Origin of the sequence: Campylobacter concisus, assembly GCF_002165775.1 — a bacterium.
Classification (GTDB): Bacteria; Campylobacterota; Campylobacteria; order Campylobacterales; family Campylobacteraceae; genus Campylobacter_A; species Campylobacter_A concisus_E.
Genome location: NZ_NDYP01000008.1, coordinates 1 through 26,128 on the forward strand (window position 1 = coordinate 1; position 26,128 = coordinate 26,128).

Genomic DNA, 26,128 nt, shown 5'->3' on the forward strand with positions numbered 1-26,128 from the left:
TATATCAGCTATTGTCGTTGGCTCTATGCCATTTGCGTGATCTATCGTTATATAGGCATCAACTCCAAAAAATTTCTCAAGTAGGCTTCGCGGAGCATTTGCTATATCTTTCATACAAAAAATTCCATGTTTTTCCAGCTTTAGCCTAGTTTGCTTACCGATACGCCAAAAGTCATCTAGCGGTTGATGTGCCCAAAGACGTTCTTTATAAAGCTGCTCGTCTAAAAACGCAATCCCATCATCACTGTGCTTAGCCAGGATATCAAGGGCGATTTTTGCAAGGTATAAATTTGTGCCCATGCCACAGGTGGCCGTCACGCCAGTAGTTTTTAAAATTTCATCCATTATCTTTTTGGCTATGGATTTTGCATCAGTATTATAAAATTTAACATAAGAAGTAAGATCGATAAAGGCCTCATCGATAGAATAGACATAGATATCATCTTTTGAGACATATTTTAGGTATATCTCATAAATTTTAGCTGCATAGTCGATGTAAAACTGCATTCTAGGCGGTGCAATGATAAATTTTATAGCCTTTGGTATTTCAAAAAGCCTGCATCTATTTTTCACACCTTTGGCTCTAAGAGCTGGGCTAACGGCTAGGCAGACACTTCCGTTGCCGCGACTATCATCAGCCACGACTAGATCGGCTTTAAACGGATCAAGTCCTCGCTCTACACACTCAACTGAGGCGTAAAAGGACTTTAGATCAATGACGGCATAAAATTTTTGTGCTTCGTTTTTCATGGAGTGATTATAGATGAAAATTAGTAAAAGTTCGTTTTTGAAAAATCGATCTTAAAGCTAAAATTTCTAATAAAAATTTTTTAGAAACAAAATAAGTAAAATGGATAAATTTTACTAGTGGAGTTAGGGTAAATGCAATGCATAAAGAAGTTAATGTAACTAACCGGACCTTCTATTGAAAAAACTAGACAATCAAGTGTTTATATTGGTTTAACAGATAGAAGTGATATAAATTCTAGCAAAGTAAAAATAAAAATGGCGAGTCTATGCTTGGGGCTTTTGCTATATCAACATTTGATAACAGCGATGAAGATGCCAAAATAGATGGCAGAGTTAGAAACTATGGATTTGGTATTTTTTCAAGGCTAAATTTACCACGTGATTTTTATATCGATCTCATAGCAAAAGCTGGTAGGAGTCAGACCAAGGTTGATGCAAAAGATGTGGATTATAAAATTTCAATGCCATACTACAATGCTAGCTTTGGCGTAGGCAAAAAGATAAAATTTGATAGTTTTATACTTGATAGCGGGCTAAACTACGCACTCTCTTATGTCGGTAGCGATGAGGCAGATATCGGACAAAGCACATTAAAATTTAGCAGCGTTACATCAAGTAGAGATAAAATTTACTCAAAAATAGCCTATGATGCTGGTAAATTTAATCCTTATGGAAAAATTAGCGCTGAGTATAAATTTAACACCAAGTCAAAAATAGCGGTGATCCAAGAAGACGAGGAGATCAGCCTAACTCAAAAAGGCACAAGCTCAGAGGTTGAGGTCGGTCTAAGATATACGCCAACTTATGCAACACTCATAAATTTTGGCATAGCGCAATCTTTTGGTAAAAAAAGATCAAAGCAGCGCAAAACTTCAGTTTGCTTATAGATTCTAAAAATTTAGTGGCTTTTTGGCCACTAAATTTTACTCATTTTTATATATTTAGCCATAAATTTTCTTTAAATTTTCAAGCTTTGTACTAGCATTTAGTAGTAACATATCGGCGATAACTAGCCTTATCATCGCGGTTGCAACGACGCTACCACGTATGCCTATACAAGGATCGTGTCTACCTCGTAGCTCAAAGTCCACCACTTCGCCTTGTAAATTTAGTGTCTTTTGCTCTTTAAATATCGAAGGCGTAGGTTTAAAATGGCTCTTTAGCACTATATCTTCGCCGCTACTTATGCCACCAAGTATACCTCCTGCATTGTTGCTTAAAAATCCAAGCTCGTCCATCTCATCGTTATTTACCGACCCAAATGTCTCGCTTGCTTTTACGCCAGTACCTATCTCGACGGCTTTTACACCATTTATGCCCATTAAAGCCGCCGCCAAGGCACTATCAAGCTTATCATAAAGTGGCTCTCCAAGACCAGCTGGAGCATTTTTAACTACGCTTAAAACAACTGCACCGACACTATCATGATCATTTCTAGCTTTATTTACCACTTCTTTCATCGCTTCTTCGTTACCAAGTGCGTAAATTTGAGAATTTTTAGCAAAGTTAAAGTCTATTTTGTCGCTAAAAATTTTGCCTATACCAAGCACTCCACTTAAAATTTCTATATTAAACTCATTTAAAAGCAGCTGCGCAAAAGCCCCACCAGCTACTCTAACGGCCGTTTCTCTTGCGCTTGAGCGTCCGCCGCCTCTGTGATCTCTAAAGCCATATTTTTTGAAATATGTAAAATCAGCATGACCAGGACGGAAAATTTCACGTAAATTTTCATAGTCGTTTGACTTTTGGTTGTTGTTAAAAATGGCAAAGCCTATCGGCGCGCCGGTGCTCATGCCATCAAAGACGCCACTAAAAATTTCTATCTTATCGGCTTCATCTCTTGCGGTTGTAAAGTTGCTTTGTCCAGGGCGACGCTTGTCAAGCTCACTTTGGATAAAATCTGTATCGATCTTTAGCCCAGCTGGAAGTCCATCTATCACGCCACCGATCGCCACCCCGTGGCTCTCGCCAAAGGTTGTTAAGGTTAGTTTTTTGCCAAATGTATTCAAGCTTGTTCCTATTTTTTGATTTTTTCTAGTGCGATTTTTGCAGCTAGCTGTTGGGCTTGCTTTTTAGAGTTGCCAATGGCTCTTGAAATTTCCTCGCCATTTAGCAGCAGTGCTATCTCAAATTCTTTCTTATGATCAGGGCCTGACGTGCCGATGAGCTCGTATGTTGGTATGACACCAAGACTGGCCTGAGTGACCTCTTGAAGAGCGGTTTTGTAGTCCTTTTCGAGGTGTGCAAAGTCGATCTGTGGATAGCAAAGTTCAAGCAGAGCGATCGAAATTTCTCGCACCTTATCAAGTCCAGCCTCAAGGTAGATAGCGCCCATCACAGCCTCAAATGCGTCGCTTAAAATGCTATCTTTCTCGCGTCCGCCATTGTTCTCTTCGGCCGTGCTTAGCCTTAAAAATTTACCCATTTTTAGATGCCTTGCCATATTTGCAAAACTTTTTTCATTGACAAGTGCGGCTCTTAGCTTGCTCATGTCGCCCTCTGCGATCTTGCTAAATTTTTTAAAAAGATACTCAGCCACTAGCAGATCCATTACTGCATCGCCTAAAAACTCAAGTCTTTCGTTATTTAACACCTGTTTGGTGCTCTTGTGTGTTAGTGCCTCTTCTAAAAGCTCAGTTTTTTTAAATTTATATCTAAGATTCTCTTCAAATTCTTCTAAAATTTTCATCTTTCATTCTCATCTTTTATCCTTTGTGCCTCATCTCTTGCCATCTGGTCGCACTCTTCATTTTCAGGGTGTCCAGCGTGACCTTTGACCCAGCTTGCTATGACCTTATGGGGCTTTGAAATCTCTAAATACTCCTGCCAAAGCTCTACGTTTTTTACATTTTTAAAATTTCTCTTTTGCCAGTTTGTAAGCCACTCATTTATGCTATTTACTACGTATGAGCTATCGGTAAATAGTCTCACTTCACAAGGTTCTTTAAGCGCTTTTAGCCCCATTATCGCAGCTTTTAGCTCCATTTGATTATTTGTAGTATACGTCTCGCCACCACTCTCTTTTTTCTGTGCTTCATTAAATCTCAAAATATAAGCCCAGCCGCCAGCTCCAGGGTTTCCAAGGCACGAACCGTCGCTAAAAAGTGTTACTGTCTTCACTTGGTTTTTCTGTGATGTGAGATAAAATTTTTACACTTCCTAGCTCGTGGCAGACCGGACAGCGGTAAAAGTGCATCGGAAATGAGTTTTTGCAGTTTTTGCAAACGTAGTTAAAACTAAGTCCTGCCGCGTCAAATTTGGCGTCTTTTAGCTTCTTAATAGCATTTAGCTCAAAGCCATAAATTTCACAAGGCTCGTCTATATCGCCCTTTGCGTAAAAGAGCGATTTGTATTTTGGATCGCTTAAATTTATAGGTGTTTTTAGGTTGTAAAGTAGATCAAGTACGTCTTCAAATTTGGCAAAATCTTTTAAATTTTCTAAATTTTCATTGTGTCTTATAAAAAGCATTAAGATCATGCGTTTTAAAAGCTCAAAATTTTGGCTAAGGTGGGAGAGAATTTCTACCTTTTCATTAAAGCTTAAATTTCTATCATCAAGTGTGCTGATGGCCTTTATATAGGCCTTTTGGTCTTTTACATTTACTCCCAGCTCTTCAAGTGAGTTTAGTGCATAAAGTGCTTCTTTATAGTTTTTAAGCTTCTCATCTATCATTGTCAGAAAACGAAGTGCGATGACATTTCTAGGACTTAGCTCGAGTGCCTTTTCAAAAACCTCACTAGCCTTTTTTAAAAAGCCAGCCTTAAAATAAACCTCTCCAAGCTCGTTTAGGATAAATTCCTTCTCATTTTTGTCCTTGGCTTTACCAAGAGCGATCAGATAGATGCTGATGGATTTTTCAAAGTCGCCGTTTTTGGCAAAAGTTTGCCCTAGCATACAAAGGCTTTGAGCGTCTATCTCCGGACTTTGTAGCATCTGCTTATGCTCGTCGCTTATGCCATCTTTGCCGTCAAATTTTCTTATAAATTTTTCAATGCGTTTTTTTTCATCTTTGCTTGAAAAGATACCCCAAGCATAGCTTAGTGCGGCTATCATCAAAATAATGCTAAATAAAATAATAAGGCTAAATATCGGATCCCTATGCCCAATGAAAAAAATATCCACGCTCATACTTTGTAATAAAATTTTACTTTAATTATAACAAAGCAGTTGTATAATTTTGCTTATGATAGATCCAAAATCCATTGAAAAACTTAAAAATCAAATCGATATCGTTGACATTATAGAGCACTTTGTGCCAGTCAAAAAGATGGGCGCAAACTACAAATGCGTCTGCCCATTTCACGACGACAAAAATCCTAGCATGAGCATAAGTCAAAGCAAGCAAATTTTTCACTGTTTTGCTTGCAAGGCCGGCGGAGATGCGATTAAATTCGTGATGGATTATGAGAAACTTACCTATCCTGAAGCTATCGAGAGAATAGCTAGCCTTGTAAATTTTAGCCTTGAATACACAAGCGATAAAGTTCCCACACAAAAAGAAAATAAGCACATTTTAGAAAAGGTAAATGCCTTTTATAGGAGCGAATTTTTCAAGCATGAAACTGCTGTGAGATATATCTATTCTCGCGGCATAAATGATGCGATGATCGAGAAATTTGAGCTTGGCTGGGCTGGGGATAGTGCTAGTACTATTAGGCTTTTGCAAAATGAAAATATCGAGCCAAAAGAGGCGCTTGAGGTTGGCATAGTAAAGCAAAACGAGAAGGGAATTTATGCTAGTTTTATCGAGCGTATTACATTTCCCATATATGCCCATACGGCAAAATTAGTTGGCTTTGGTGGTAGAACGATCTCGGATCATCCTGCAAAATATGTAAATTCTCCACAAAGCATAGTTTTTGACAAGTCAAAGCTACTTTACGGCTATCACCTAGCTAGACAAAGCATCTTTGAAAAAAAGCAGATCATTATCACTGAGGGTTATTTAGATGTCATCATGCTTCATTTTGCTGGCTTTACAAACGCCGTTGCTGTGCTTGGGACTGCTCTTACGACTAATCACTTGCCACTTTTAAAAAGAGGAGAGATAAGTGTTGTGCTTTGTTTTGATGGTGACTCGGCTGGTATAAATGCCGCCATAAAATCATCTCGTCTTTTGGTGCAAAACGAAATAGATGGAAGCGTTGTAATCATAAAAGATGGTGCAGATCCTGCAGATATGGTTTTTGCAGGTAGAAGCGACGAGCTAAAAGAGATGTTTGGCTCTGGGACTGAGCTTGGCGAGTTTTATATTGAGCAAGTTGTAAAAAAATATGATATTACACGCCCAGTGCAAAAGCAAAAATGTTTAGAAGAGATAGTGGAATTTACGAATTCTCTAAAGCCAATAATCGCAAAAAGCTACGAATTACTGGTCTCAAATTTACTCAAAATAGAGCTAAATACTTTTAGCCTTCATGGACAAAGATATATAAATAGACAAGATCAAAATTTTACAAATGCTACAACAACAAATAAGCAAACGGCTCAAAAAAAAGATAAAACTGATATTTTGGAATTTAGTGTTTTAAAGAGCATGCTTGCAAATAAAAATTACGAAGCTATCGTTTTAAACGAGCTTGAGGAGAAATTCTTCTTGCACCATAAAGATTATTTTCAGGCTGTTTTATTGCCAAATATTGAAGATAATGCGGTGCTTGTTAGAGAAATTTATGTTGATGAGAGCTCAAACGTAGCTTCTAGTGAAGATAGCCTTAAAGAGGCCATTTTAAAGCTAAAGCTAAAATACTATGAGAAGTTTCGCGAAGATACTAGAAAATCACAAAAACCAAATAAAATCGAATTAATGCAAAAAATTTCAGAAATTATAAAAAGCATATACGACAAACTACAAAAAAATTAGATTTCAAAATTTAACACTTATTCAGCTTTAAATCATAAAACTAAATGTAAAATGCGTAAAGTAATAAATGTTTTTAAGATTAGTTTTATTTTTTAAGGGTTTATTATGATAAATTTTAAAAGATTTGAGGCGAATTTTAATGCTATAAGCAGATTTGGAGCATTAAAAGGTGGAGGGCTAACAAGGCTTGCATTTAGCAAAGAAGACTTGGAGGCTAGGAATTTTCTTATAAATTTAATAGAAGAAAATGGCTTTAAACTTAAAATTGACAATGTTGGCAACATCTTTGCCATATATGATGATGGCTGTGAGCCAGGCGAGAAGCCAGTTTGTGTGGGCTCTCACATAGATAGCGTGCCAAATGGCGGCTTTTATGACGGCACGCTTGGTGTCATGGCAGGACTTGAGGCGCTAACCTCGATAAAAGAAGCTGGCATTAAATTAAAGCACCCACTTTGGTTAATTAACTTTTGCTGTGAAGAGTCAAGTAGGTTCAAGACAGCAACCATTGGCAGCAAGATAATAAGTGGCAAACTTGGTCTACAAAGGCTTCATGAATTAAAAGACGAAGATGGTATTTCGCTTTTTGAAGCGATGAGTAAATTTGGACTTGAACCGCAAAATTTAAATGATTCTATTTTAAAAGAACACTCATTTCATTCATATTTAGAACTTCACATTGAACAAGGTCCAGTGCTTGAGCGAAGCGGCATAAGCGTTGGTGTAGTAAGCGGTATCGCCGCTCCTATAAGATTTGAAATTATTATTCATGGTAAGTCAGATCACAGCGGTGCAACTCCGATGAATATGCGTAGTGACGCGCTGCTAGCTGCTTCACACATCATAATCGCAGCCAATAAATTTGCTAAAAACAAAAAAACAGCTGTGGCTACTGTTGGTTACGCACATGCAAAGCCAGGCGTTTTAAACGTCGTGCCAGGCGAGGCAAGGCTTGGAGTTGATCTAAGAGATATTGATAAGACAAGCCTAGAAGAGCTAAATTTAGAGCTTAGAAATTTTATAAAAGAGCTAAGCGGTGAGCTAAATTTTAGTTATGAGATAAGAGAACTAAGCAGTGACGAGCCAGTAAAACTAAGCGAGCATGCTATAAATTTACTAAGCGAAGAGGCTGCTAAACTGGGCATAAAAACGCTTACTTTGCCAAGCGGAGCTGGACATGATGCGATGAATTTAACAAAGCTTGCAAGCAGCGTTGGCATGCTTTTTATACCTTGTGTCGGCGGTATCAGTCACAATACAGCAGAAGCTATAAATTTTGATGATGCTTTCAAAGCTACACAAATTTTAACAAATGCACTAATTAAACTATCAAATGAATAAGGAGAAATCTATGGACAAGATAGCAAATTTGGCTCTTTCTTTAAAAGATGAGCTGATCAAGGATCGCAGGTATTTTCACTCGCATCCAGAGACTGGCTGGTTTACATTTTTTACAACCGCTGTATTAGCAAAGAGACTTAGTGATCTTGGTTATGAAATAAGCCTTGGTGACAAGGTGGTTAAAGCTGATGCAAGACTTGGCCTTGGCTCAAAAGAGCAATGTGAAAAAGCAATAGAAAGAGCCAAAAAGCTCCTAAGTCCTGAAGAGGCAAAATATCTCCCTTATATGAAAGATGGACTAACTGGCCTAACAGCCTTTATAGATACAAAAAGGCTTGGTAAATTTACAGCATTTAGATTTGACATTGATAGTGTTGATGTGACAGAGAGCGCAGATGCTGATCACAGACCTTTTAAAGATGGCTTTGGTGCAGATATCGCTGGTATCACGCATGCTTGTGGGCATGATGGTCATATATCTATAGGCCTTGGTGTAGCAAAACTTATAGCTGAAAATTTAGATGAGTTTAACGGTAAGTTTAAATTTATCTTCCAAACAGCAGAAGAGGGCACAAGAGGAGCTGTAGCTATGGAAGCTGCTGGTGTGCTTGATGGTGTAGAGTATCTATTGGGCGGTCATATCGGCTTTCAAGCAAAAACCAATAGAGGCATCATCTGTGGGACAAATAAGCTACTTGCAACTTCAAAATTTGACGTACATATCACTGGTCGTTCAGCTCATGCAGCAGGAGCACCTCAAGATGGCGCAAATGCCCTTTTAGCCGCATCTCAAATGGCGCTAAGCATGCATGGTATCACAAGACATGCAAAGGGTGTGACTAGGATAAACGTAGGCGTTTTAAAAGCAGGTGAAGGCAGAAACGTCATCGCGCCAAATGGCTATCTAGCTTGTGAAACAAGAGGTGAAGACACAAATTTAAATGATTTTATGTATGAAAAATGTATGGATATCGTTAAAGGTGTGAGTGAAATTTATGGCATAGAGAGTAAAGTCGTAAAAACTGGTGGCACAAACGGAGCCGATAGCGACAAAGAAGTAACTGAAATTTTCTATGAAGCTGCAAAGCAAAGTCCTTTTATAGATGATGACAAGATCGTAAAAGAGCTTGATTTTGGTGCTTGTGAAGATTTTGCTCATTTTATGAGAGCTTTGCAAGACAGAGGCGCAAAGAGCGGCTATATGATGATCGGTACAAATTTAAAAGCAGGCCATCACAACTGCAAATTTGACTTTGATGAGGAGTGCTTGGTGGCTGGAGTTGATGTCTATCTAAGATCTGCTTACAAACTAAATGGAGTAAAAAAATGAAAAATGCTTTACTAATCAGTGCTTCAAGCTATCAAGATACTGGCTATTTAAGGCACTGCAAAAACTGGGTTAAGGAATTTTTAGGAGAATGCGGCAAGGAAGAAATTTTATTTATCCCTTACGCTGGAGTTAGACGAACAAATGACGAGTATGAGCAAAAAGTAATTGATAGATTAAAAAATAGCAATATAAAATCAATCCATCACTACGAGGATAAAATTTCAGCTATCAAAAATGCTAGCAGTATCGCAGTTGGTGGCGGAAATACCTTTATGCTGCTTTACACGCTTTATAAGCTAAATTTGATTGAGCCTATAAAAGAAGCTGTGGCAAATGGCACAAAGTATTTTGGCTGGTCGGCTGGCGCAAACATAGCTGGCAAGACGATGATGACGACAAATGATATGCCTATCATCATGCCAAAGTCATTTGATAGCTTAAATATCTTCCCATATCAGATCAACCCGCACTTCATAAGTGGCAAGCTAGCAGGCCATAACGGCGAGAGCAGGGAGGAGAGGTTGGAGGAATTTTTAATAGCTAATCCAAAAGATACTATCTACGCACTGCCTGAGGGCACAGCTTTGCTTATAGCGGACAACGAGGCTGAGGTCATAGGACATAGTGAAATTTTAAAATTTGAGTATCAAAAAGAGATAGAAAAAATAGAAGTTGGAACTAAATTTAAAATCTAAACAAGGAGAGAGGTATGGAAACATTTAAGCTAATTGCTGCCATTCTTGGCATTGCAGCTGTTGTGGCACTTCTTGTCTTAAAAAAAGAGACAAGAACGGTGCTAATAGGTGTTGGTTTGGTGCTTTGTATAATCGCACTAAAACCGATGGGGGCACTAAGTGCTTTTACTGACTATATGACTAAAGCAGGGCTTATAAAGGCGATTTGTGCAAGTATGGGTTTTGCATTTGTTATGAAATATACAATGTGCGATAAGCACCTTGTTGCGCTTCTTACAAAGCCGCTTAAAAATGTGGGTTTTATATTGATCCCCGCAACAACCGTGCTAACTTACTTTATAAATATCGCTATCCCTTCAGCTGCAGGATGCTCCGCTGCTGTTGGTGCTACGCTTATACCGCTTTTAATGGCTTCAGGTATCCGCCCAGCTATGGCTGGTGCTACTGTTTTTGCAGGGACATTTGGTGGAGTTTTAAGCCCAGGATCGGCTCACAACGTCTATGTGGCTGATCTTGTTAAAAAGACAGTTGAGGGCTACACAGTTCAAGATGTCATAAAAGTGCAAATTCCAAGTGCATTTACTGCTCTTGTTATCGTAGTGATCGCATTAGTTATTGTTGCAATACTGCTTAAAGACTATCAAAAAAATACAAATTTCACTCTTGAAAGTAGTGCTGCTAGCGAAGAGAAACCGCTATTTAAAGTAAATTTTATCTACGCTATTATGCCTCTAGTTCCACTTGTTATTTTGGTTATTGGCGGAACAAGCCTTGCAAAAGATTATAGCTTTCTTGCATGGACAAAGATGGGCGTTGCTGAGGCGATGATACTAGGTGCTATCATAGCTATCTTTGCTACACTTACAAATCCGCAAAAAATCACAAAAGAATTTTTTAACGGAATGGGTCACGCTTATGCTGACGTTATGGGTATCATCATCGCAGCTGGTGTCTTTGTCGCTGGCCTAAAGGCATGTGGAGCCGTTGATGTGGTCATCGCATGGCTTAAAACAGATCAAAGTTACGTTAAATTTGGCGGAACATTTGTGCCATTTATCATGGGTATAGTTACAGGTTCAGGCGACGCTGCTACATTTGCATTTAACGAAGCTGTCACAACAAATGCCGCTGCACTTGGCTTTGAACAAGACAAGCTTGGTATGGCCGCAGCTATTGCTGGTGCTTTAGGTAGATCGGCTTCCCCGATTGCCGGTGCTGCTATCGTTTGTGCAGGCATTGCGATGGTTAGTCCAGTTGAAATCGCTAAAAGAACATTTTTAGGTATGTTTATCTCTGTTGTAGCGATTGCATTTTTTGTCATCTAAAAGGATGAAAAATGGATGTCGTAGAGAGATTTTTAAACTACACAAAATTTAACACTACAACAAATAAAGAGAATGGATTAAAAGGCGTTATGCCTTCTAACCCAACCGAGTACGAGCTGGCTAAGTTTTTAAAAGATGAGCTTAGCTCGCTTGGTATCAAAGACATCATTCTACAAGACAATGCTATCTTGATAGCAAAAATTCCTGCAAATTGCGAAAATGCTCCAAGTATAGCCTTTTTTGCGCACTTAGATACAAGTAGTGAGCAAAAAAACGACACAAAAGCTAAGATAGTAAAATACACAGGTGGTGACATCTGCCTAAACGAAGAGCAGGGAATTTATCTTAAATTTAGCGACAACCCAGAGCTTAAAAAGTATGAGGGCGATGATATCGTAGTGACTGATGGCACTAGCTTGCTTGGTGCCGACGATAAGGCGGCGATCGCTAGTATCGTAAATATGGCTAGCTATTTCATGCAAAATCCTGATGTAAAGCACGGCAAGATCGTGATCTGCTTTGTGCCTGATGAGGAGCAGGGCTTGCTTGGTGCAAAAGCACTTGATGCAAATTTGCTTGGAGCTGATTTTGGCTACTGCTTAGACTGCTGCGAGATAGGCGAGCTCATATATGAAAACTGGAACGCAGCTGACTGCACGATGGTCTTTAAAGGTGTTTCAGCCCACCCGATGAACGCAAAGGGCAAGCTTGTAAATTCGCTACTTTTAGCGCATAAATTTATCTCGCTATTACCAGGCGGCGAAGTGCCAGAGTGCACCGAGGGCAAAGAGGGCTATTTCTGGGTGAAAGAGCTTAGCGGAAACAGCGCAAAAACGACGCTCAAGATCGACATAAGAGAATTTGATGAGGTAAAATTTCAAAAAAGGCTTGAGTTTTTAAGCGATATGGCAAATTCTTTTAACAAAATTTATGGAGAGCGTTGTGAGATCACGCTAACAACACGCTATGAAAATGTATTTAAATTTTTAAAAGATGAAAATTCGCTCCCGATAAAACTTGCAAAAGATGCCTTTAGTGAACTAAATATCACGCCAAATATAAAGCCGATGCGTGGCGGATACGACGGCGCTGTGATATCTGCAAAAGGTGTACCAACGCTAAATTTATTCACAGGGGCAAACAACTTTCACTCCATCTTCGAGTATTTGCCAGTTAGCAGTCTAAAAGCCGCTAGCGAAGTCATCAAAAAAATCGTAATTAACGCTACTAAATAAACTTCATAAAAGCCTAGATTTAGTAAATTTAGGCTTTAAATTTTACTTTCAGGACAAAAATGAAGGCTTTAGCTTTGTTTAGCGGAGGGCTTGATAGCATGCTCTCAATGAAATTAATAAGCGATCAAAACATCGAAGTGGTCGCACTTTATATGGATACTGGATTTGGCGTAGATGAAGAAAAACATGAAATTTTAAGACGCCGCGCAGCTTTGGCTGGGGCTAGTTTACAAGTGGTTGATATGAGAAACGAGTATCTTCGTGACGTGCTTTTTAACCCAAAATACGGCTACGGCAAGCAGTTTAACCCATGTATTGACTGCCACGGATATATGTTTAAAACGGCTCTAAATATGCTAAAAAGTGAAAATGCAAATTTCATCATCACGGGCGAAGTTTTGGGTCAAAGGCCGATGAGCCAGCGCAGAGACGCACTCTTTCAGGTTAAGCACCTAGCTAATGATGAGGACGATCTAGTGCTTCGTCCGATGTGTGCTAAACTTTTGCCGCCAACTAAGCCAGAGCGTGAGGGTTGGGTCGATAGAGAGAAGCTGCTTGATATAAGTGGGCGCGATAGAAAGCCGCAGCTTGCTTTGGCAAAGGAATTTGGCTTTGAGGACTTTGCAACGCCTGGAGGCGGTTGTTTGCTAACGATCGAGAGCTTTGCTGTGAAGATAAAGGATTATCTAAATTTTGATAAAGAGATGCGAGATATCGATGTGACGTGGCTAAAGCTTGGTAGGCATCTGCGCTTGCCAGATGGTGCAAAAATGATAATAGGCCGTGACGAGAGCGATAACAACGCTCTTTTAGCGCATCCAAATGATAAATTTGATCAAGTAAAATTTAAAGAGAGCGATGACATCGTGGGAGCTGTTAGCTTCATAAGTAAAAATGCTAGCAAAGCCGATAAAGAGCTTGCTGCAAGGCTTGCATTAGCTTATACAAAAGCAAGCAGAGAAAATAAATTTGAAGTTAGCATCGATAGCGAGAAATTTAGTATCACACCTGAGGATAAATCTCTAGCTCAAAATTATTTCGTAAAATAGATATTTTATCGATTCTTGGTGCTTTTACTTTGTGTTTGTAGATAAAGATGGTTTTTATCTACAAATAAGTTTAAAAATTATATAATCCGAAACTTATTTTAAAGTGTCACGGTAGCTCAGCTGGTTAGAGCGCTGGTCTCATAAGCCGGAGGTCGGGAGTTCAAGTCTCCCCCGTGACACCATAGATGTCCTACTTATCGATACTTTAACTGCCCTTTTTGCAGTTTCCCTTTCTTTAAAATTTCCTAAAAGTATGGTACAGTTTTTATAAAAAGCGGTACATTTTTTTAGGATTGATTTATTTTACAAGATGCTTTCTATAAATTTGCTTTTATTTTTGCCCATAGGTAAAATTTTATTTCAAAGCGAGCAAACATAAATTTATCTCGCTTAAATTTTCGGCACAACTTTTGCTTACTCTTTGAAGCTAAATTTCAAGGAGTAAGCTATGAAAGTCTCTTATAACTCCATCTTAACAAAACAGCACTACCAAAAGCAGACAAAAAGCGAAGGCTTTGCAAATTTCTTGCCTAACACTCCAAATATAAATTCGATCAGCCAAACCACTATTCCTAAGAATGACTTTGTTTCATCTAGCAGTATCGACTCTCTTTATCAGGCTAAATTTACTTCACAAGAGGGTTATGGATATAGTGTAGATGCTAAAGGATTTATGGGAGCTGATTTTAACAAAGCAGCAGGCTTGCCACAGGACTTTAAAATCCACAAAAGCACACTTGATGCGATAGTGCTACACAATCAAAAGCACCCAAATAGTATAAATTTTTCAATGGAAACAAAAAAAGATAACCAACTCTTTGGAGAGGATAGCTTTGCAAATATCGATCTAGCAAATACTATCAAGCAATACTATAAAATTTTTGATCAAATTTCAGCTGGAGTTATTAGTAAGGGTAAAGAATTTTACTCAGCCGAGGACCTAGCAAAGATGCCAAAGGGCTACTTTTCAAAAGATAAAAAAATGGATCATTTCGAATATCTAATGGGTAGGATGACAAGTGACGAGATAGATGGACTAACTGATAGGAGTAATGAGAAGGTAACTCATATCTTTAGGACAGCACAAGACGCAGAAGATGCACATAGGTTATGGGATGATCTAAGCGATATAAATGTAGAAGTCAATGGAAATTTCCTTGACTTTTCTCCAGAAGTGATGACAACTGAGCATACTATCCCTTATATGTGGGTTAGTAGTGCTGGATATGACTTTAAGCCTGACATGTCTGTATATGATAACGAACAAGGCTATACAAAGGAACAAATCTTTGTTGCATTTTTAAAAAACGAGCAAGGTCTTGTGCTGCAAGGTGGCACAACAAGAATAACTGACGAGGCTCTTAATGTGTATAAAAGTTCATTAATACTTACAAAACAAGATAGAAGTGAGATAGGCATACCAAAGGCTTATTATGATGAGATACTATCTGGCAAGAAAGATCTAAAAGATATACTAGCCAGGATTTTAAAGCTTAGAAATTTAGAGCTTAAAAAAGATCAAACGCTTGAGGGACTAGCAAGCAAGATAATGGACGTTTTAAAAGAATTTGATGAGAGGACGAAGACAAGAGAGCTTTAAAAAATATAACATAGTAGGCATTCGCTCTAAGCCCTTTTAGACTATAAACTACTAAACATTTTTTATATTTGCCGATATAAGATATATATTTTAAAAGGATTTAGAATGAATATATCACCAAATTTAGAGCCCATAAATATAAATTTACCCAAAGATATGATCTATTCAAGGGTCCTTCTTGGCGTAGATAGAGTGCAAACTTTAGACAATACAAATTTAAAGTCTGAGCTTAAAGACATCGCTACTAAGCTTATCTCAAATAGCACTTACTCTATCATCCAAAGCGCCAGCACCAGTGGCGTGAAGTCAGAGTATGCTAAAGCAGATAGTGGGACAAACGATGCTTTTTCTTATGTGGATATACAAAGAAGAAACTGGGACAAAAAAGACTTTGAGAACAAATATCTCTTTGGCGAAGATGCCTCAGCGCTAAGGAAAGTGGATCAAACTAGCACCTATTTCTCATCTATAAATTCAAAAACTCCCATTAAGCCCATCGCGGCAGCAGATACTAAATTTACAAATTTAAATGACTACGCCTATGAAAAAACGATAAAAACCTCACTGGGTGACGTGGAGGTCTTTTTGGATCTTTATGACGATAATGACAAACTAGGTATAGGCAAGCTAGATGCAAATGGATTTTTATTTAACTTTGATAGCAACAAGGACGGAGTGATAAATTCTGGTGATAAATACTTTGATAAGCTAAAGGTTAGAGGCTACGACAAAGATGGAAATGAGAAAATTTTCAAACTAAGCGAAGTTGTAAGCGAGATAAACCTTAACGACTTTATCAAAAAAGATATTAGAAATTTAAGCCATGAGGCTATGGACTTTGCTAGCAAGAACACAGTTGATTACAGAGTTAGTTTAAATAACTCAAACCCTTATACTCTATTTTCAGCCGAGTATCGCTACCAAAAGATAGACAAAGAAGAGACTAATAAATTTTTCAAAGACCATGCAGACAAAGACGGCTGGGTAGATCTTAGGGATAATAAGATATTTAACGAAGAGAGCGGCTTAAACAACTTTGCCTATGAGAAAGTTGGCTTTGACGGCAAGAAAAAGCTTAGTGAGTTTAACCCTATCATAAAGCCTTCTGGATCTAAACAAGATGAGAGCTTTTCATACGCAGGCTATCAAAAAGATAGCTTTATGAAATTTTATAACGACTACCAAAAAGAGTCTAGCGCTCATAGCAAAGATGTAGAGTGGATAAGCAAAAATTTAAAAGAAAATGATGTAGAGGATGCAGATGATCTCATCTCAAAGCTAAAAGCCACAAAGTCATCTTATATGATCGCTATGGAGAGTGAGTTTGAAAAAGCAACTGGGCTTGAGTTTAGCCTAGAAAATTTAGAAAGAGTAAAGCATGCTTTTGAGAGTGATACGAGCAAGGCAGCAGCTGCACTAAAAGACACAGACAGCGTAATAGCTATGAAGCTAAATAAAAATGGCACGATCACACTTAAATTTGACAGCGGAAGAGAGCTAGAGGTAAAAGAAATTTATAACGACACTGGCAAGCTAATCAGCAAAGATGACAAGGATAGCAAAAGAGCAAGTATAAATTTAGACGCTAAAGCTATGAATGATGTAGAGCTAAATAGACTTGACTTTAAAGATATAGGTATAAAGCAAGATGAGAAGATATCTAGCCTAAAAGAGCTTGGAGCAAAGCTCGTTAAAAACCTCACTGATAAATTTACAAGTAAATTCCTAATCGGACTTGAAAACGGCAAAAGCATCACCACTAAAGAAATTTACAACATCACTTATCTTGAAAACGACCTAAAATTTAAAGAGCTATCTAGCAAAGATAGGCTTTATAAAAAGGTAGATACGAGAGTTTAGGAGTAAATTTATGCAAACTAAAAACCTTTGTAAAATAAATCTTTTCACAAAAAAGACGATATCTTTGGTATGAAGCTAAAAGGATATTAGATGATAAACGCACTTGGTAGCTACCCATTAAATTTAGAACAGAACATAAAGGTATCAACCAAAGTTGCCACCAAACAAACGAGCTCAGAGCTTTTAGGCTACAAGGTAGATAAGGATGGCTACTTTACAGATGAGTTTAATAAACAAGCTGGCATACCAAGTAATTATAAAATCCACTCAAGTACGCTGGAGTCGTTAGTAAGGATAGAGACGCAGTCTGACTATATGCAAAGGACTTTTGACAGCATCGATATACTAAAAACCGTAAATAATGCCTACAAAATCCTCTCACAAGTAGTTGGCGAAGACACGCTAAATTCAAAAGATAGCTTTAGCTTAGATGAGATAAGAAATTTCCCTCAAGGCTTTTCTTATAACCGCCAAAGTATGCAAGTAACCAAAATCCATAACTCCATTCATGAATTTGGCTCGGCTGCGGCTGATTTTAACGGCAAAGAGTCAAATAAGCAGATGATAAGCACGCTCTTTTTCAATCCAAGCTTTGATGGCGGAGATGGTAGGCAGCCACTAAAGCCAACAACAGATATCTTTAACAACAACAATGGTGGCAAAGAAAACACGGTCATTGGTGTATTTATGGATCCGCACGGAGAGAAATACACAAATAAAGACGGCTCAATAACCAAAGGCGGACTTATAGCAGCCGTTATAAACAATAACCTTGATGTGAGAGAGGGCGAGACAACCGCAAGAGGCAAAAGAGAAGGCTATGATAAGAGCGTAGATAGCAAAGAATTTAATAGAGCATTTGAGCTGTTTGAACTTATGGGCGAGATGAAATTTGGACCTGGCTTTATAAATGCTACCGATAACGATATAGCAGGTATGCCTAAATATATGCAAGATCACATTAGATCTAAAAGAGACTTTGTCTATATCGACTTAGAAAGTGGCTTTGTCAGCACTCCTGAAGATAGACGTAGGGGATATGAAGAAGACGAACTATCATTTAAAAAGATGATGGAGCGTAATCTAAAAATGCTAAAGCTACTCTTTGGTGAGATAGACAAGGACGGCAAAAAGAGCAAGGACTTTATGGATAGCTTTTTGAAATTTAGCATGCCACCTTTAAATTTAGTAAAAGAGCTAAATGAAAACCCAGCTGGAAAATACCTAGTAGATATGCTTGGTATAAAAAGAGATGTTGATATAAAGGTGTAGGGGGGAGTTAAAATGATAACTAGCATAAACGGACTTAGCAACACACCGATACAAGACAACACTATCCAAAAAGAAAACATGGCTAAAGATACCAAAGATGATGAAAAGGCCAAAATAGAAGCTTTATGGTATGGTCCAGTTGGAAAGAGCATAAAAGAGATTATTGACATAGACGAAAATGAAGATAATTGGGTTGCAAAAACGATAAGCAAAATAGATAATATGCTTTCTAAGCGTTACAATACCGAACAAGATCGCAACGCCATGTCGATGAAACAGCCAAAAACTTTAGAAGAAGCAAAAGATCAAGTCCTTATAATGTATTCTGATATATTAAAGGAAAACTCTGTTGATGGCAAGCCAACCATGATGGGCAAACTAATAGGTCTTGGCACAAAAGAAGAGGAGGCTGACCTAAGAGCTTTTATGGATAGCATGTCTTCTCTTTATCCAAATAATAACAAGGAGTCGCTTAGTCTTTTAGATAGAACTGATCTAAGCATAGATGAATTTAAAACATTATTTGCCAAAGCAAGAGAAAAAGCAACAAAGGATGTTGCAGAACAAAGAAAGCAGATAATTAAAGAAGAACAAGAATACAATGCAAATTTAGCCAAAGAGCAAAGCGAGAAGAAATTTAAACCTATGCAGATTAAAAAGAAGTATGAGACCTATGATATAAACAAGGATCAAAAATTTCTCTATGCAAGAGAGCTTTTAAATTTCAAAGAAAAAAGAGGCATAGACGTCTTAGAGCTTATGCAAAAGATAGATAAGAAGCAAATTTTAAATAAGATGGCTTAAATTTAAAGGATATTAGATGATAAACGCACTTGGTAGCTACCCCTTAAATTTAGAGCAGAACATAAAGGTATCAACCAAAGTTGCCACCAAACAAACCAGCTCAGAGGTTTTAGGCTACAAGGTAGATAAGGATGGCTACTTTACAGATGAGTTTAATAAACAAGCTGGCATCCCAAGTGAATATAAAATTCACTCAAGCACGCTGGAGTCTTTAGTCAATGTTGCAGAGGGGACATCATTTTTTAGTCGCACCTTTAAAAGCATAGATATAGCAAAGACTGCTGGCAATGCCTACAAAATTCTCTGCCAAGTCGTTGGCGAAGACACGCTAAATTCAAAAGATAGCTTTAGCATTGACGAGATAAGAAATTTCCCACAAGGCTTTTCTTATAACCGCCAAAGTATGCAAGTAACTAAGATCCATAACTCCATTTATGACTTTGATGCAGCTGCTTCTAGCTTTAACTACAAAGAGTCAAACAAGCAGATGATAAGCACGCTCTTTTTCAACCCAAGCTTTGATGGCGGAGATGGCATGCAGCCACTAAAGCCAACAACAGATATCTTTAACAACAATAATGGTGGCAAAGAGAGTGTGGGAAGTGGTGTTTTTATCGATCCACACGGCGAAAGATACACAAACAAAGATGGCTCTATAACTAGAGGCGGACTTTTAGCAGCCGTTATAAATAGCAACCTTGACGTCAAAGAAGGTGAAACCACCGTTTTTGGAAAGAAGCAAGGCTTTGATAAGAGCGTAGATAGTAAAGAATTTAGTAGGGCATTTGAGCTATTTGAGCTTATGGGTGAGATGAAATTTGGAGCAAATTTCAACAAAGCAAGCGACTCTGATCTATCTGGTATGCCTGAATATATGCAAGAGTATGTTAAGTATAAAAGAGACCTTGTCTATGTAGATCTAACGACTGGGTTTGTCGGTAAGTATTCAGATGAAGAAGACGAACTCTCATTTAAAAAGATGATGGAGCGTAATCTAAAAATGCTAAAGCTACTCTTTGGTGAGATAGACAAGGACGGCAAAAAGAGCAAGGACTTTATGGATAGCTTTTTGAAATTTAGCATGCCACCTTTAAATTTAGTAAAAGAGCTAAATGAAAACCCAGCTGGAAAATACCTAGTAGATATGCTTGGTATAAAAAGAGATGTTGATATAAAGGTGTAGGGGGGAGTTAAAATGATAACTAGCATAAACGGACTTAGCAACACACCGATACAAGACAACACTATCCAAAAAGAAAATGCAAAAATGTCAAAGGAGCAAGAAAAGGCTTTAATTGATTCATATATGCAAAATTTAATAATTGATAATGTTGAAAAATACATCAAAGAAGACAGAAGTAGTGAAAACTGGATAACAGAAACCATAGAGAAGATAGACAATATGCTTTCAAAAAAGTATAGCTATACCATTGATGAAAGGCGAGCTTTATTATCAAAATATCCAGAGACCTTAGAGGAATTTGAGATCAATGTATTACAATCTCACATGGATTGGTTGCTTACCAACTCTGTTGATGGCAAACCAACAATTTCTGGACTGATGGTCGGTATCGGCACAGCAGAACAAGAGGCTGAACTAGAAGATTTTATGAAATCATTTTCTGAAGACACAATGATGAGTAATGATGGTGCTAGATTGTTTGCTAGAGCAGATCTAAGTATAGAAGAGTTTAAGAAGCTTTATAGAGAAGATGTAGAAAAAACTACAAAAGAGCATAAAGAATTTCTGGCTAAACTACACAAAGAAGAACAAGAATACAATGCAAATTTAGCCAAAGAGCAAAGCGAGAAGAAATTTAAACCTATGCAGATTAAAAAGAAGTATGAGACCTATGATATAAACAAGGATCAAAAATTTCTCTATGCAAGAGAGCTTTTAAATTTCAAAGAAAAAAGAGGCATAGACGTCTTAGAGCTTATGCAAAAGATAGATAAGAAGCAAATTTTAAATAAGATGGCTTGATGAATAAAAAATAGCTACTTTGTTTTATTGTAGAAAGCAATGATTGCTCTAAATTTAGTCCTTTTATACGGTTTTATCCACTTTTTTATTTGCGACTTTTTCTAAAATTTCAAATATGCTTTCGCCATTATCAAATTCAGTTTTTATAAATTTGTAAAATTCTTTAAATTTTTCATCGGCTTGCATATCATAAGTTTTAAATTTCTTAGTTACTTGCATAGGCTTAAAGGTTTCTTGTTTTTGTGTATCAGTTTGATTATCTTGTTCTTCATGATCACTTTTTTGATCCATTAGTCCATAGTCACCAACCTCTTGCGGCATACTCCTATTTATAACTTTAGAATATTTCTCAATAAATTCATCTACACTTATATTAGACGATTCAAGGAGCTCGCGACCCTCATTACTAAAAGACACACCAAATCTTTCTAAAGTTCGACGTATCTTTTGTCCTTCTAGATTATCATCTGACGTTTTACCCCAAATAGTTTGTTTATTATCATTGTAGGATTTAAAAGCCCCAGTAAAGTTTGTGCTATTGCCCATCACTTTCTTATAATTAACTCTACTTGCGAATTCTTTTCCTTCAAATAGTGAATCGTTATTTAGATTTGGCGAATAGGTTATATTATTAAGCATTGTTAAGGTCTCACTTTATTTAGATATTCCAGCATCTCTTTCATAGGTTTTAATTCTTTTTTATGGTATTAATTTGCATTAGAGCATCTTGCTACCACCTATCCAGCAATGCTGTTTTATACACTAACACATATTCAGCTAAAGAATATGAATTCAACCTACTTAGGTTTAATGCTTTTATGGGCTAGAGTATAATCAATAACTAAATCGACCTTTCAACAATTTAGTTTATATATGACTTATCCATACACAAAAGTATTACTAATAGAACTTATCCTCTCACTCCAAGAATTTGCTAGAGAATTTATATCCTCTCCAGCTGGCTTAAATTTCTCATATTCGTTTGAGGTAACACTCTCTGCGCTAGTGTTCTTTGATCTTGCATACATTAAAAGCGTTAGCTCTTTAAGCCTTTCTTTTATGAGCGCCTTTATACTCTCAATATCTTTACCCACTTTTTCAAAATCCACAAAATACTCTTTATGCTCTCCAGTGCTTGAGATATCATTTAAGGCAGCGCTACTTAGCTTAGTCTTTGCACTATCACTTGGTAGTGGTCTAGAGCTGCGCAAAAATCCCATAAAAAGAGCCTCTTTGCTATAACCTTCATCTACTTGATATACCGACATATCAGGGTTAAAGCTAAACTCATCACCTGCTTCGCTCATCGTAAAATCAACCTCTTTTACTATGAGCCTAACGCCTGCACTTGAAAGCTCTTTGCTAAGAGATTTAGCGCTATTTAGCTCATCAGTGCTAGAGTAGATATTTGAGATAGTAGAGTTTGATAGATCTTTTAGCAAATGTCCTTTGGCATCATAGCGAGTGCCTTTTGTACTGTAGCCTTTTGGTAGTTTGCCTATATCTGCAAGGGTGTAGCTCTTTTTATCATCACCTAAAGCAGAGGTCATTTGATCAAATAGTCTGTAGTAGTGCTTTATGGTGTCAGCCATATCGATATTATCAAAGATCTTTATCTGCTCGTCTTTGCTCTTGATGCGGTTTAACACATGGTTGCGCTCGGCAAATCTACTAAGCTCATCAAGTGTGCTTTTGTGGATTTTAAAGTCCTGCGGTAAGCTGGCTGCTTTATTAAAATCAGCTCCCATAAAGCCAGCCTTATCTACTGTGTAGCCATAAGCTTGAAGCTCATTAAAATTTAAAGAGATAAGGCTATTTTGTGAAGAAGTGGTATAAGTAAATTTAGCTGGTTCTTGGAGTAATAGAATTAAGGAGAACACTTAATCACTATATTAGTGAAATATGTACTTCTTAATTCTTTTTTATTTAAGAAACTAAGAGAAAGGGGGTAAAAATGAGGAATTATGAAAAGATAACAGCACTCTATGAGAGATTAAGTCGTGATGATGAACTTCAAGGAGAAAGCAATTCTATTGTAAATCAAAAGAAAATCCTTGAAGAATATGCAGGTAAAAATAATTTAAGCAACATCATACATTTTACAGATGATGGAATAAGCGGAACACAGTTTGATAGACCGGGCTTTATGGCAATGATGAACGGAGTTAATCAAGGTAATATAATAGGTTGTATAATCGTAAAAGATATGAGTAGACTTGGCAGAGACTATCTTAAAGTCGGTCAATGTATGGAAATCTTAAGACAAAAGGGAGTTAGGCTCATTGCTATCAATGATAATGTAGATAGCTTTTATAGAGAAGATGATTTTACCCCTTTTAGAAATATTATGAATGAATGGTATACAAGAGATACTTCAAGAAAAATACAATCTACATTCAGGTCAAAGGGGGAAAGCGGAAAGCATACGGCAAGCTCTCCACCTTATGGATATATCAAAGATGAAAAAGACAAAGATAAGTGGATTGTAGATGAAAAAGCAGCGGAGATAGTAAGGAGAATATTCAATCTGACCATGCAAGGCAATGGTCCGTATCGAATAGCAAAGATATTGGAAAGTGAAAAAGTAGATATACCTGCTTACCATCAGCAAAAATTAGGATATGGACTACATCAAAGCAAAGTGTTTGAACATCCTTATCGCTGGTGCAGTTCTACAATTGTAAGTATCTTAAAGAAACAGGAATATTTAGGTCATACTGTAAACTTCAAAACAAGAAAGCATTTCAAGGATAAGAAAAGCAAATATGTATCTGAAGAAAACTGGCTGATATTTGAAAATACCCACGAGGCAATTATAGACCAAGAAACCTTTGATAATGTGCAAAGGATAAGAGGAAATGTAAAAAGGTATCCCGATGGTTGGGGAGAATATCACCCTTTAACTGGGCTTATGTATTATGCAGATTGTGGCAGTAAAATGTATGTTCATAGAACAAGTAATTACAAAAATATTCCCTATTACACTTGCAGTGCTTACACGAAAGTACCCTGTGGAACGCTTTGTCCATCTACTCACAGGATAAAAGCGGAAGCAGTCTTAAACCTTATACAGGAAACCTTAAAAGACATTAAAAAATATCTTGATGAAGATCACGAAGCCTTTATCCGTTCCATTTAAAATGAAATGGAAGAAAAGGAAAAAGTAGAGATAGAAAAGAAAAAAATAAGATTAATGGAAAGTAAAAACAGGCTTCAGGAACTTGAACGATTGATGTGCCGTATTTACGAAGATATGATACTTGAAAAAATACCAAGTAATAGATATGAGATACTTAACAGTCAATATGAAACAGAGCAAATAGCTTTAAGCAAAGAAATTAAAGACTTAGAGTTTGCAATATCAAGATATGAAAAAGAAACAGATAAGGCGAAAAAGTTTATATCTCTAATAAGCCGATATGAAAATTTTGATGAACTTACAACTACAATGATAAATGAGTTTGTAGAAAAGATTATTGTTCATGAAAGGAATAGAAAAGGTAGTCAAACATCAAAGCAAAAAATAGAGATATATTTTAATTTTATCGGTAACTATGAGCCACCAAAAGAAGAATTGACTGAAGAAGAAGAAGAAGAAAGATTAAAAATTGAGGAAGAAGAGAGAAAAATCAAGGAAAGAAAAGATAGACTTCATCAAAACTACTTAAAGCGTAAAGTAAATGGAAAACAACAGGAATATGAGGAAAGGTATAAGGCAAGGAGAGAACAGAGAAAACAAGAAAAATTAAAGGTTCTGAAAAGGGCAGGTATACAAGTTAATAAGTTAGAAAAAAGAGATTGAAGTTAGTCAATCTCTTTTTTAGTACAGGTATCAAGTATATCAATTATGTTATTTGCAATTGCATGGATAACAGTAACGGCAACAGAATTACCAAACTGTTTGTAACTTTGAGTATCACTTACAGGAATGATATAGTTTTCGGGGAAGCCTTGAAGTCTTGCAGCTTCACGAGGTGTTAGTTTTCGTGGATTTTTTCCTTTTTGCTCAATAAGTATTTCACTCCCGTCTTTATAATATCTTGCAGATAATGTATTTGTATAAGGACTGTTTTCATTGAACAATGTGTAACCAAATCCATTTCCCTTTATTTTATGTTCTTTCTTTCGTCGTTGATGACCTTGCCAAAGTGCATTTGAAATGGTGTATTTAGTATCAACATTTTGCTCTAAAATATTTCCCACAGAAACATCTGGGCAGGGAGGAATTGGAAAAGAAAAATCTTTATAGTTATCTATTTTATCCTTATCAAATCCAACAATGTAAATACGCTCTCTATTTTGTGGAACACCGAAGTCTTTTGCTTTAAGTATAATAGAATGAACATCGTAGTTTAAATCCTTTAATGTTTTTTCTATTGTTTTATAGGTACGACCTTTATCGTGAGATTTTAGGTTTTTGACATTTTCAAGAAGAAATGCCTTAGGTCGTTTCTCTTTAATAATTCTTGCAATTTCAAAAAATAATGTTCCACGAGTATCTTCAAAACCAAGCTTTTTACCGGCTTGACTAAATGCTTGACAAGGAAAACCACCGACAATAATATCATGATTAGGAATATCTTTTTCAGATATTTTTGTAATATCTCCAAAAGGAGTTTCACCAAAATTTGCCTTATATGTTTTTACTGCAAATTTATCAATTTCACTACTGAATACGACATTTGTTTTACCTGTTTGGTAAAATCCAAGCCTTGTACCACCAATTCCGGCAAATAAATCAATGATTTTATAGGGGGCATTTTCATTATTGGGGAAAGGTACTTTTTCAGGAAATGATAAAATATGTTTCAGCTCAATGGACGATGGCTGACTTTCTCCATTTTCCCATCTGCGAATTGTCCTATCTCCGAATTTGGACATACCAACAGCATCAGCTAATTCTTTTTGAGTCATTTGTAATCTGATACGCTTATTTTTTATTAAAATAGCAGGGGAATTATCTATGATTTGTGGTATAATATTCATATATATTCTCCTTTTTATATATGTTATTTCAAG

General features: G+C 36.9%; 23 protein-coding genes, 1 tRNA gene and 1 pseudogene. 17 read left to right on the top strand and 8 right to left on the bottom strand.

The annotated features are described in order from the left end of the window. Positions 1-750 (bottom strand): Y-family DNA polymerase (locus B9N66_RS07470; protein WP_445082234.1); only part of this gene is annotated, 750 nt, incomplete at its 3' end. Between the two features lie 260 nt (positions 751-1,010). Between B9N66_RS07470 and B9N66_RS07475 the strand changes: the two are divergent. Beyond that, positions 1,011-1,637: pseudogene (locus B9N66_RS07475) on the top strand (autotransporter outer membrane beta-barrel domain-containing protein); the annotation flags it as partial. Positions 1,638-1,691: 54 nt separating this feature from the next. Here B9N66_RS07475 and aroC read toward each other — a convergent pair. The 4 genes from aroC to B9N66_RS07495 are packed head-to-tail and all read right to left on the bottom strand — an operon-like array spanning position 1,692 to position 4,879. After that, positions 1,692-2,759 (bottom strand): chorismate synthase, encoded by a 1,068-nt coding sequence (aroC, locus tag B9N66_RS07480; RefSeq protein WP_087580521.1) that lies wholly within the window; start codon positions 2,757-2,759, stop codon positions 1,692-1,694. 8 nt (positions 2,760-2,767) lie between these two features. After that, positions 2,768-3,439 carry a ribonuclease III gene (gene rnc / locus B9N66_RS07485; protein ID WP_087580522.1) on the bottom strand — a complete coding sequence of 224 codons (672 nt, stop codon included), beginning with the start codon at positions 3,437-3,439 and terminating at the stop codon, positions 2,768-2,770. Further along, positions 3,436-3,870 (bottom strand): ribonuclease HI, encoded by a 435-nt coding sequence (rnhA, locus tag B9N66_RS07490; protein ID WP_087580523.1) that lies wholly within the window; start codon positions 3,868-3,870, stop codon positions 3,436-3,438. The genes rnc and rnhA overlap by 4 nt, the downstream gene beginning before the upstream one ends. Continuing rightward, on the bottom strand, positions 3,848-4,879 hold the full coding sequence (locus tag B9N66_RS07495; RefSeq protein WP_257639812.1) for a tetratricopeptide repeat protein: 1,032 nt from the start codon (positions 4,877-4,879) through the stop codon (positions 3,848-3,850). The genes rnhA and B9N66_RS07495 overlap by 23 nt, the downstream gene beginning before the upstream one ends. Positions 4,880-4,934: 55 nt before the next feature. Between B9N66_RS07495 and dnaG the strand changes: the two genes are divergently transcribed. The 14 genes from dnaG to B9N66_RS07565 all read left to right on the top strand — a co-directional run bounded on the left by dnaG (position 4,935) and on the right by B9N66_RS07565 (position 21,109). Continuing rightward, on the top strand, positions 4,935-6,614 hold the full coding sequence (gene dnaG, locus B9N66_RS07500) for a DNA primase (protein ID WP_087580541.1): 1,680 nt from the start codon (positions 4,935-4,937) through the stop codon (positions 6,612-6,614). Between the two features lie 105 nt (positions 6,615-6,719). Further along, positions 6,720-7,955: a M20 family metallo-hydrolase gene (locus tag B9N66_RS07505; RefSeq protein WP_087580525.1), complete on the top strand. Its 1,236-nt coding sequence runs from the start codon at positions 6,720-6,722 to the stop codon at positions 7,953-7,955. 10 nt (positions 7,956-7,965) lie between these two features. Next, the gene (locus tag B9N66_RS07510) at positions 7,966-9,285 is read left to right on the top strand and encodes an amidohydrolase (protein WP_087580526.1); all 1,320 of its coding nucleotides are present in this window, start codon (positions 7,966-7,968) and stop codon (positions 9,283-9,285) included. Next, the gene (gene pepE, locus B9N66_RS07515; protein ID WP_087580527.1) at positions 9,282-9,980 is read left to right on the top strand and encodes a dipeptidase PepE; all 699 of its coding nucleotides are present in this window, start codon (positions 9,282-9,284) and stop codon (positions 9,978-9,980) included. The genes B9N66_RS07510 and pepE overlap by 4 nt, the downstream gene beginning before the upstream one ends. 14 nt (positions 9,981-9,994) lie before the next feature. Then, positions 9,995-11,305: a C4-dicarboxylate transporter DcuC gene (gene dcuC / locus B9N66_RS07520; RefSeq protein ID WP_087580528.1), complete on the top strand. Its 1,311-nt coding sequence runs from the start codon at positions 9,995-9,997 to the stop codon at positions 11,303-11,305. 11 nt (positions 11,306-11,316) lie between these two features. Further along, positions 11,317-12,540 carry a peptidase T gene (gene pepT, locus B9N66_RS07525; RefSeq protein ID WP_087580529.1) on the top strand — a complete coding sequence of 408 codons (1,224 nt, stop codon included), beginning with the start codon at positions 11,317-11,319 and terminating at the stop codon, positions 12,538-12,540. Between the two features lie 59 nt (positions 12,541-12,599). Further along, the gene (locus B9N66_RS07530) at positions 12,600-13,589 is read left to right on the top strand and encodes an argininosuccinate synthase domain-containing protein (RefSeq protein ID WP_087580530.1); all 990 of its coding nucleotides are present in this window, start codon (positions 12,600-12,602) and stop codon (positions 13,587-13,589) included. A 105-nt stretch (positions 13,590-13,694) separates the two neighbouring features. Then, positions 13,695-13,771: transfer RNA gene (locus B9N66_RS07535), tRNA-Met, on the top strand. 266 nt (positions 13,772-14,037) lie between these two features. Next, on the top strand, positions 14,038-15,189 hold the full coding sequence (locus B9N66_RS07540) for a Cj0814 family flagellar-dependent secreted protein (protein WP_087580531.1): 1,152 nt from the start codon (positions 14,038-14,040) through the stop codon (positions 15,187-15,189). A 105-nt stretch (positions 15,190-15,294) separates the two neighbouring features. After that, a complete protein-coding gene (locus B9N66_RS07545) occupies positions 15,295-17,049 on the top strand; it encodes a response regulator (RefSeq protein ID WP_087580532.1) in 1,755 nt (584 codons plus the stop codon). A 90-nt stretch (positions 17,050-17,139) separates the two neighbouring features. Continuing rightward, a complete protein-coding gene (locus B9N66_RS07550; RefSeq protein ID WP_009495130.1) occupies positions 17,140-18,321 on the top strand; it encodes a Cj0814 family flagellar-dependent secreted protein in 1,182 nt (393 codons plus the stop codon). Between the two features lie 12 nt (positions 18,322-18,333). Beyond that, positions 18,334-19,125 carry a cell surface protein gene (locus B9N66_RS07555; protein WP_087580533.1) on the top strand — a complete coding sequence of 264 codons (792 nt, stop codon included), beginning with the start codon at positions 18,334-18,336 and terminating at the stop codon, positions 19,123-19,125. A 16-nt stretch (positions 19,126-19,141) separates the two neighbouring features. Continuing rightward, complete coding sequence (locus B9N66_RS07560; RefSeq protein ID WP_087580534.1) at positions 19,142-20,308, top strand: Cj0814 family flagellar-dependent secreted protein; 1,167 nt, start codon at positions 19,142-19,144, stop codon at positions 20,306-20,308. A gap of 12 nt (positions 20,309-20,320) precedes the next feature. Next, complete coding sequence (locus tag B9N66_RS07565; RefSeq protein ID WP_087580535.1) at positions 20,321-21,109, top strand: cell surface protein; 789 nt, start codon at positions 20,321-20,323, stop codon at positions 21,107-21,109. Between the two features lie 63 nt (positions 21,110-21,172). Here B9N66_RS07565 and B9N66_RS09985 read toward each other — a convergent pair whose 3' ends face one another. Then, entirely contained in the window at positions 21,173-21,748 is a 576-nt protein-coding gene (locus B9N66_RS09985; protein WP_257639813.1) for a hypothetical protein, read from the bottom strand. Positions 21,749-21,987: 239 nt separating this feature from the next. Further along, on the bottom strand, positions 21,988-22,989 hold the full coding sequence (locus B9N66_RS07575; RefSeq protein ID WP_257639814.1) for a Cj0814 family flagellar-dependent secreted protein: 1,002 nt from the start codon (positions 22,987-22,989) through the stop codon (positions 21,988-21,990). Positions 22,990-23,063: 74 nt separating this feature from the next. Here B9N66_RS07575 and B9N66_RS10145 point away from each other — a divergent pair, with 74 nt between their 5' ends. Both B9N66_RS10145 and B9N66_RS10150 read left to right on the top strand, forming a co-directional pair. Next, positions 23,064-24,248 (top strand): recombinase family protein, encoded by a 1,185-nt coding sequence (locus tag B9N66_RS10145; RefSeq protein WP_021092745.1) that lies wholly within the window; start codon positions 23,064-23,066, stop codon positions 24,246-24,248. Positions 24,249-24,254: 6 nt separating this feature from the next. Further along, positions 24,255-24,911, top strand: a complete 657-nt coding sequence (locus B9N66_RS10150) for a DUF4368 domain-containing protein (RefSeq protein ID WP_009495137.1) — start codon at positions 24,255-24,257, stop codon at positions 24,909-24,911. 2 nt (positions 24,912-24,913) lie between these two features. Here B9N66_RS10150 and dcm read toward each other — a convergent pair whose 3' ends face one another. Beyond that, complete coding sequence (gene dcm, locus B9N66_RS07590) at positions 24,914-26,095, bottom strand: DNA (cytosine-5-)-methyltransferase (protein ID WP_009495138.1); 1,182 nt, start codon at positions 26,093-26,095, stop codon at positions 24,914-24,916. Positions 26,096-26,128: the final 33 nt, after the last annotated feature.